The 7,897-nt window shown below is 73.2% G+C and carries 8 protein-coding genes and 1 pseudogene; 2 read left to right on the top strand and 7 right to left on the bottom strand.

What is annotated here, in order from left to right; translation table 11 throughout:
• Window positions 1-417 (top strand): annotated as a pseudogene (locus E1264_RS14930) (bifunctional 3'-5' exonuclease/DNA polymerase); the annotation flags it as partial.
• Here E1264_RS14930 and E1264_RS14925 read toward each other — a convergent pair.
• Both E1264_RS14925 and E1264_RS14920 read right to left on the bottom strand, forming a co-directional pair.
• Window positions 399-1,085 (bottom strand): SGNH/GDSL hydrolase family protein, encoded by a 687-nt coding sequence (locus E1264_RS14925; protein ID WP_132173756.1) that lies wholly within the window; start codon window positions 1,083-1,085, stop codon window positions 399-401. The pseudogene E1264_RS14930 and the gene E1264_RS14925 overlap by 19 nt on opposite strands.
• Window positions 1,086-1,096: 11 nt before the next feature.
• Entirely contained in the window at window positions 1,097-2,482 is a 1,386-nt protein-coding gene (locus E1264_RS14920; protein ID WP_132173754.1) for an MFS transporter, read from the bottom strand.
• Between the two features lie 113 nt (window positions 2,483-2,595).
• On the opposite strand from E1264_RS14920, the gene E1264_RS14915 reads away from it, so the two are divergent.
• Window positions 2,596-3,207: a TetR/AcrR family transcriptional regulator gene (locus tag E1264_RS14915; RefSeq protein WP_243710938.1), complete on the top strand. Its 612-nt coding sequence runs from the start codon at window positions 2,596-2,598 to the stop codon at window positions 3,205-3,207.
• Between the two features lie 9 nt (window positions 3,208-3,216).
• On the opposite strand, the gene E1264_RS14910 is transcribed toward E1264_RS14915, so the two are convergent.
• From E1264_RS14910 to E1264_RS14890, 5 genes are read right to left on the bottom strand one after another with little or no spacing between them, the layout of a single operon-like run.
• Window positions 3,217-4,482 carry a flavin-dependent oxidoreductase gene (locus tag E1264_RS14910; protein WP_132173752.1) on the bottom strand — a complete coding sequence of 422 codons (1,266 nt, stop codon included), beginning with the start codon at window positions 4,480-4,482 and terminating at the stop codon, window positions 3,217-3,219.
• A 14-nt stretch (window positions 4,483-4,496) separates the two neighbouring features.
• Window positions 4,497-5,309: an ABC transporter ATP-binding protein gene (locus E1264_RS14905; protein WP_132173750.1), complete on the bottom strand. Its 813-nt coding sequence runs from the start codon at window positions 5,307-5,309 to the stop codon at window positions 4,497-4,499.
• A 40-nt stretch (window positions 5,310-5,349) separates the two neighbouring features.
• Window positions 5,350-6,141, bottom strand: a complete 792-nt coding sequence (locus E1264_RS14900; RefSeq protein ID WP_132173748.1) for an ABC transporter permease — start codon at window positions 6,139-6,141, stop codon at window positions 5,350-5,352.
• Entirely contained in the window at window positions 6,138-6,914 is a 777-nt protein-coding gene (locus E1264_RS14895) for an ABC transporter permease subunit (protein WP_132173746.1), read from the bottom strand. Before E1264_RS14895 ends, E1264_RS14900 begins: the two co-directional genes overlap by 4 nt.
• Window positions 6,911-7,891 (bottom strand): ABC transporter substrate-binding protein, encoded by a 981-nt coding sequence (locus E1264_RS14890; RefSeq protein WP_165964185.1) that lies wholly within the window; start codon window positions 7,889-7,891, stop codon window positions 6,911-6,913. The genes E1264_RS14895 and E1264_RS14890 overlap by 4 nt, the downstream gene beginning before the upstream one ends.
• Window positions 7,892-7,897 lie beyond the last annotated feature (6 nt).

Below are 7,897 nucleotides of genomic sequence, written 5' to 3'. Positions count from 1 at the left end.
GGGGAGCGCGGGGGGCTCGTCCGGTCCCGGCTGGGGCGGACGTGCCCGCCGCCGTCCGCCGGGTGGCGCGAGCTGACAGCGGCGGGCGACGGCGACGCGCCGGTGGCCGCGGCCGCGCAGGCGCTGCGCAGCCGCGGCCGGTTCACCCGCAACTTCGTCGTCCAGGCCACGGCCGCCGACTGGGCGCTCGCGCTTCTCGGGTCGCTGCGCCGCCGCCTCACGGCGATCGGCCAGGCCAGGCTGGTGTTCTTCCAGCACGACGAGGTCATCGTGCACACGCCCTCGGGGCTGGCCGGGGACGTCGTCGCGGCCGTGCACGCCTCGGCGGGCGAGGCGCGGCGGCTGCTGTTCGGCGACACGCCGGTCGTGTTCCCGATGGAGATCGCGGTGGTGGACCGCTACTCCGACGCGAAGTAGGCCGCCATCGCGCGGACGGTGTTGGCCGCGGCGAAGGCGTGCCCGCGGGCGTTGAGGTGCAGCCGGTCGCCGCTGTAGATGCCGGGGTCGGCGGAGACCGGATGGTCGTAGGGGTTGGCGGCGTGGCAGGCGCCGTGCTCGGCGGCGACCTCGGCCGCCAGCTCGTTCAGCCGCCGCGTCCGGGCCGACATGACGTCCCGGTACCGGGAGGGGCCGAGTCCGGCGACGGTGATGTCGAGGAGGCCGATCGTGACGACGTCCGCGCCGGCGGCACGGAGCGCGGACACGATGGCGGTCAGCTCCCGGCGCACCTCGTCCTCGTCGAAGTGCGGGCGGAGCATGTCGTTGCCGCCGGCCGCGACGAGCGCGAGGTCGGGGCCGAACGCCAGCGCGGGCGCGAGCTGCTCCGCCGCGACCTGCGCGGCGACGAGGTCGCGGCGGCCCAGGTTGAGGGCCGTGAACCCGGGCGTGACCAGGCGGAGGGCCTCCTCGACCCGGTCGGCCCACGACAGATCGCGGTAGCCGGGCGCGGGCTCGCGGACGCCTTCGGCGACGCTGTCGCCGATCGTCACCATCCGCTTCCAGGACACGCCGGCCAGCAGCGCGGTGGCCTCGGCCACCGGCAGGACGGACGGGTCCGTCCACTCGGAAAGGGTCGTCTCGGTCATCGTCGCTCCCCTCAGGACGTGCCGCGCCGGACGGTCAGCAGCAGCCCCGCGAGGCCCGCACCGCCGGCGGCGATGGTGCAGAACAGGTAGACGCCGGTGTAGTCGTCGTGCACCGCCCCGGCGGGCAGCAGCGCGGCGAGCACGGCGATGCCGAACGCGCCGCCGAGCTGCCGCGCGGTCGTGTTGAGGCCGGTGGCCCCGGCGAACCGCAGCGGGTTCACGGCGAGCGCGGCGGCGGACGCGGTGCCGGTCGTGATCATCCCCATTCCGGTGCCGACCAGCAGGCCGATCGGGAGCCAGAAGGTGGCGTAGTGCGGGTCGGGCGGCATCGAGAGCACCGCCCAGAGACCGCACCCGACCATGATCAGCGCACCGCCGGTCACGGCCGGGCGGACGCCGATGCGGCCGGTGAGGCGGCCCATGAGGATCGCGGCGGCGGTGGCGGTGAGCGCGCCGGGCGTCGAGGCGAAGCCCGCCTTCAGGATCGAGTAGTCCCACTCCGCGGTGAGGTAGAGCACGCCGACCAGCAGCCACGTGTACAGGGCCGTCCCGTACAGGAACGAGGCGGCGTTGGCGACGGCGAACTGGCGGCTGCGCCACAGCGAGATCTCCAGCGCGGGCACCGGATGCCGCGCCGACCGCCACAGCGCCAGCGCGACCAGGACGGCGCCGCCGATCAGCAGGGCCAGGGTGCGGGCGTCGGTCCAGGCCCAGTCCTGGGTCTGGGTGACGCCGAGCGCGACCGCGCCGACGCCGCCGCCGAGCAGGACGGTCCCGATCAGGTCGGGCAGGCGTCCCTCGCCGTGCTCGGCGCGGGGCAGGCGCAGGCCGCCCAGCAGCAGCGCGAGCCCGACGGGGACGTTGATGAGGAACAGCGACCGCCAGCCGAACTGGTCGACCAGGATCCCGCCGAGGCCGGGGCCGATCGCGGCGGCGAACGCGCCCGCGGCGCTCCACAGCCCGATGGCGCCCGCGCGCCGCTCGGGCGGCGTGTCGCGCAGCAGCAGCGCCAGCGACGCGGGGATCATCGCGGCGGCCGCGGCGCCCTGGAACGCGCGGGTCGCCAGCAGGATCGGCACGTTCGGCGCGAGCGCGCAGGCCAGCGACGCCAGCGTGAACAGCCCTATGCCCCACTGGTAGAGCGTCCGCCGCCCGATCAGGTCGGCGAGCCGCCCGGCGGGGGCGAGCAGCGCCGCGAACAGCACCGCGTACAGGGTGATCACCCAGGTCAGCCCGGACAGCGAGGCGCCCGGGAAGTCGGCGTGCAGGTCGGGGACGGCGAGGTTCGCGACGGTGGCGTCGAGCATGGCCAGGAACGTCGCCCCGGCCGCCAGCCAGGGCACGTCGCGGCGTGCGCGCGGCGCGGCGTCCGGCGCCGCTGCGGTCTCAACGGACATGGAATGCCCTCCAGAAAAATAAACGACCGTTCGTACAATCTTCGTCGGAGGACCCTTCCGTCAAGGGGGTACGCGCATTGACTTTGCACGAACGGTCGTGCAGATTAGGCGGCGTGAGCACCGACGGACGGCTTCTCAAGGGCGAGCAGACCCGCAGGACGATCCTCGACCGCGCCGCCGACATCGCCTCGGCGGAGGGCCTGGAGGGCCTGTCGATCGGCCGGCTCGCCACCGAGCTGCAGATCAGCAAGAGCGGCGTGTTCACGCACTTCGGGTCCAAGGAGGAGCTGCAGCTCGCGACCGTCCGCCGGGCCGTCGAGGTGTACCGCGAGCACGTGATCGAGCCCGCCCTCGCCGTGCCGAAGGGGCTGCGCCGCGTCCGCGTGCTGCTCGACTCCTGGCGCCGCTACCAGCGCCAGCGCGTGTTCCCCGGCGGCTGCTTCTTCGACTCGACGATGGCCGAGTTCGACGCCAGGCCCGGCCGCGTCCGCGACGCGATCGCGTCCTCGCAGCGCGAGTGGCGCGAGTTCTTCGAGCGCTGCATCCGCGAGGCGCGCGACCTCGGCGAGATCGACGCGTCCGCCGACGTCGCGCAGCTCGCCTTCGAGCTGGACGCCCTCTGCCGCACCGGAGCCACGTACGCGCTCCTGCACGACGACCCGTCCCTCTACGCCCGCGCCGCCCACGCCATGGACACCCGCCTCGCGGCGGTGACGACGACCTGAGCCGGCCCCTCAGCCCCTCGGCACCGAGTACGACGGCCGCGAGTTGAGGGCCTCGACGTCGTCGAAGGACGTCCGGCGGTAGGCGCCCGTGATGGTCGCCAGCTCCTCGGCGGTCAGGACGTCCTCGATGGCGTCGAAGCCATGCGGGGCGCGCTCGCCGACGGTGTGCAGGATCCGGTCGGCGGGCATGTCGCGGCAGGCCAGCACGATCGCGTTGACGGTCTCGCGGCGCGCCCGGTCGTAGGCGAGCAGCCCCTCGGCGGGGTCGGCGGCGCGGACCAGCTCGTGCGCCAGGACGCGCGCGTCCAGCACGGCCTGCGACCCCCCGTTGGAGCCGATCGGGTACATCGGGTGGGCGGCGTCGCCGAGCAGCGTCACCCGGCCGGACGTCCAGCGGTCGAGCGGGTCGCGGTCGACCATCGGGTACTCCAGGATCTCCGCCGAGCCCGCGAGCATCGCCGGGATGTCGAGCCAGTCGAACCTCCAGTCGGCGTAGTAGGGCAGGACGTCCTCCAGGCTGCCCTCGCGGTCCCAGTCGGCGGTCGTGTCGAGCCCCTCGCCCGCGACCTTCACCTCCGCGACCCAGTTCAGCAGGGCCCGCCCCCGCCGCTCGGCCCGCATGGAGATCGGGTAGACGACCATCTTCGCCGCGGTGTTGCTGCCCGCGACGGCCAGCGTCCGCCCGGTCAGGAACGGCTCGCCCTCGGTGACGCCGCGCCACATCCGGATCCCGTTCCACAGCGGCGGCGGCTCGTCCGGGTTCAGCTGCGCGCGGACGGCGGAGTGCAGCCCGTCCGCGCCGATCAGCACGTCGGCCTCGGCGGTCCCGGCGGTCCCGGTCGCCCGGTCGAGCAGCCGCGCCCGCACCCGCGTCCCGTCCTGCTCGAAGCCCTCGAAGAGCGTCCCGGACCGGACGGCGTCCTTCCCGAGCCGCGCCAGCACGGCGTCGAGCAGCGCCATCTGCAGCTCGCCGCGGTGGATCGAGTACTGCGGCCAGTCGTAGCCGAGCGCGCGGCCCCGCGGCTCGCCCCAGATCCGGCCGCCGAACCGGTCGAAGTGCACCATCTCGGCGGTCGGGACGCCGAGCTCGGCCAGCTCCTCGCCGAGCCCCAGCTCCGTCAGCTCCCGCACGGCGTGCGGCAGCAGGTTGATGCCGACGCCGAGCGGCCGCAGCCGCGCGGCGGAGTCGACGACGAGCGTCTCCACACCGGCCTCGTGCAGGCTCAGCGCGCAGGTCAGCCCGCCGATCCCCGCCCCCACGATGAGTACGCGCATGGAACGTGTTCCCCCTATTTCTCTGTCACGATGTCCGATCCGGAATCGGTGTCCGCGGGCTCGGACCCGGCCGACCGCGCGCCGCCGCGGACGAGCCGCCCGACCTCGGCCCGCAGCCGCACGAACTCGGGCAGCCCCCGCGTCTCGATCTGGTCGCGGGACGCGGGCAGCTCGACCTCCAGGTCCGCGTGGACGCGGGCGGGCGAGCGGTGCAGCACGACGACCCGGTCACCGACGTAGACGCTCTCGTCGATGTCATGGGTGACGAGCAGGATTGTGATCTTCTGCGTCCGGTGCACCTGGAGGAGGAGGTCCTCCAGGTCCTCGCGGGTCTGCGCGTCCACGGACCCGAACGGCTCGTCCATCAGCATCAGCGACGGCCGGTACGCCAGCGCCCGCGCGATCGACACGCGCTGCTGCATGCCGCCCGACAGCTGCCACGGGTACTTGCGGCCCGCGTCCGGGAGGCCGACCGATTCGAGGGCCTCCTGCGCCGCCGCGCGCCGCTCCTGGCGCGACTTCCCGCGCCTGCGCAGCGGCAGCGCCACGTTGTCGCGGACGCTCAGCCACGGGAACAGCGACCGGCTGTAGTCCTGGAACACGACGGCGAGGTCGTCGGGCACGCCGTCGATCGGCGCGCCGTCCAGGGTGAGCGTCCCGCCGGTCGGCCGGATCAGCCCGGCGATGCAGCGCAGCAGCGTGGACTTCCCGCAGCCGGACGGGCCGACGATGCTGACCAGCTGCCCGTCCGGGACGGTGAGGTCGATCCCGCCGAGGACCCCGTGGTCGCCGCCGTAGGAGTGCGTCAGGCCGGTTATCTGGAGCATGACCCCCGCCTTTCTCTAGGACGCCTTTTCTGTAGGGACGTCAAGTGAGCCGCCGCGCCCCCGTGTGCCAGGCCAGCAGGCGGCGTTCCAGGACCATGAAGAGCGTGTTGAACAGCAGGCCGAGGATGCCCAGCATCACGATCGCGGCCCACATCGGGTTCGCCTCGAACGCGCGCTGCGCGCCGACCAGCCGCGCCCCGATGCCGGCGGTGCTGCCGAACATCTCGGAGAAGACCATCAGGATCAGCGCGAACGACAGCGCGACCCGCAGCCCCGCGAAGACCTTCGGCGCCGCCGCCGGGAGGATGACGACCGCGAGGCGGCGCAGCCGCCCGACGCCGAACACCCGGGCCGTGTCGAGCTGCAGCGTGTCCACGGCGCGGACGCCGTCGCAGGTGTTGAGCAGCACGGGCCACACCACGCCGAACGCGATCGTCACCACCTGCATGGTCGCGCCGAGGTGGAACACGATGATGAAGAACGGCACCAGCGTCGGCGGCGGCACCGCGCGCAGGAACTCCAGGACCGGGTTCAGCAGGTCGTACAGGACGCGGGACCGCCCGGTCACCGTGCCCGCCACCACCCCGGCGACGCCCGCGGCGGCCCAGCCGATGAACAGGTGCGCGAGGCTCGTGGAGAAGTCGTCGACGGCCTGCCCGGTGAGGAACGCGCGGGACGCGGGCCCGGAGAACCACAGCTCGTGCAGCGACGTCGCGATGGTCGTCGGCGGCGGGTAGTAGTAGTCGTCCACCGCGCGCGTCACGAGCTCCCACACCACGACGACGGCCGCGACGAGCCAGATCCGTCCGGCGAACCCCCGCACCGCCCTCATGAGAGGCCCTCGATCTGGGAGGCGTGCCAGCGGAACGCGATCCGTTCCAGCTTCCGCAGGCCGGTGGCGACGAGCAGCCCGATGACCCCGCACCAGACGGCGCCCGCCAGCAGCAGGTCCGTCCGGCCGCCCGCCGACTGGGTCTCGCTGAGATAGATCCCCAGGCCGTTGACCCCGCCCGCGTACAGCTCGGTGCTGATCACCACGACGAGGGCGACGGACGCGGCGATCCGGACGCCGGTCGCGATGAACGGCGCCGCGCTCGGCAGCGAGACGTGCCACAGCACCGACGGCGTCCCGAAGCCGAAGCCGCGCAGGCTGTCCTTCGCGACCGGGTCGACGTCGCGGAGCGCGTACAGGGTGTTGATGAGGATCGGCCACAGGCAGGCGTAGAAGATCAGCGACATCTTCATCCGCGCCGGCTCGGCGACCAGGAGGATCACGAGCGGGATCAGCGCGACCGAGGGGATCGGCCGCAGCAGCTCCACCAGCGCGCGGGCGGCGGTGCCGAGGAACGGGACCGAGCCGAGCAGCACCCCCAGCGGCACCGCGACCAGCACCGCCAGGACGAGCCCGCCGGACCAGGCGGCGAGCGTCGCGCCGACGTCCACGAGGAACTCCCGGTCGGCGGCGAGCTTCGCGGCCTCCGCGAGGACGGTCGACGCCGGGGGCAGGGCGGTGCCGTCGACGAGGCCGGTGCGGCTCACGGCCTCCATGACGGCCACCACCCCGGCGACGCCGGCGGCGCCGAGAGCGATGCGGCGGTGGCTCATGAAGGCGTCGCGACGAAGTTCTTGACGTCGATGGGCTTGTCCACGTACCCGAACCGCTGCATCAGGTCGGCCACGCGCTTCAGGTGGGCGGGATCCAGCGTGGTCGGGTACTCGCCGAAGCCCATGCCGGCCGCGACCTTCGCGTCGATGCCCTTGGCGTAGGTGGGCAGGACGTTCTCGACGACCTTGCGGTCGGCGCACATGCCCTGCGCCTTCACCAGCGCGCGCTGGAACGCCGCGACCGTCTTCGGGTTCTTCTCCACGAACTTCTCGGTGGCGGCGTACCCGGCGATCGGGAGGTTCGCGGTCTGCCCGCTGGACAGGTCGGCGACCATGCGGGCGCCCATGGACCGCTGCATCTGGGTGCCGAACGGCTCGATCGCCTGGACGGCCTCGACGCTTCCGGACTTCAGCGCGTGCTCCATCGCGGGCGGGGGCACCTCGACGAAGCTCTTGTCGTCGTCGAAGGTCACGCCCTGGGCCTGGCCGGCGGAGCGGATCAGCAGCGTGCTGATGTTGCGCTTGGTGTTGACGGCGATCCGCTTCCCGGCCAGGTCCTTGATCGTCTTGTGGGGGGAGTCGCCGCGGACCATCACGACATGGGTCTTGGCCGCGCTGTTGAAACCCTCGGCGATGATCTTCGGTTTGAAGCGGGGGTCCTTGACACCGGCGGTGAACAGGGAGACGTAATTGCCGAAGCTGATGTCCAGCCGGCCGCTGCGCAGCAGCGGGATTCCGGCGGCGCCGCCCTGGATGACCTGCGTTTTGACCGTCAGCCCTTCGGCCTTGAACAGGCCCTTGGAAAGGGCGAGCTGAACGGAGGCGGTATCGGCGATGGTCATCGTGCCGAGCAGGATCTCGGACTTCTCCAGCCCGTTGGCCGAGGCGCCGTCCTCGCCGCCGCAGGCGCTCGCGGCGAGGGCGACCGCGACGGCGACCGCGCCGGCCACGGCCGCACGGCGGTGGGAAGCAGTCATCAGTGC

It is taken from the genome of Actinomadura sp. KC216, from assembly GCF_004348535.1.
Classification (GTDB): Bacteria; Actinomycetota; Actinomycetes; order Streptosporangiales; family Streptosporangiaceae; genus Spirillospora.
This window is presented reverse-complemented; position numbering and strand designations above follow the sequence as displayed.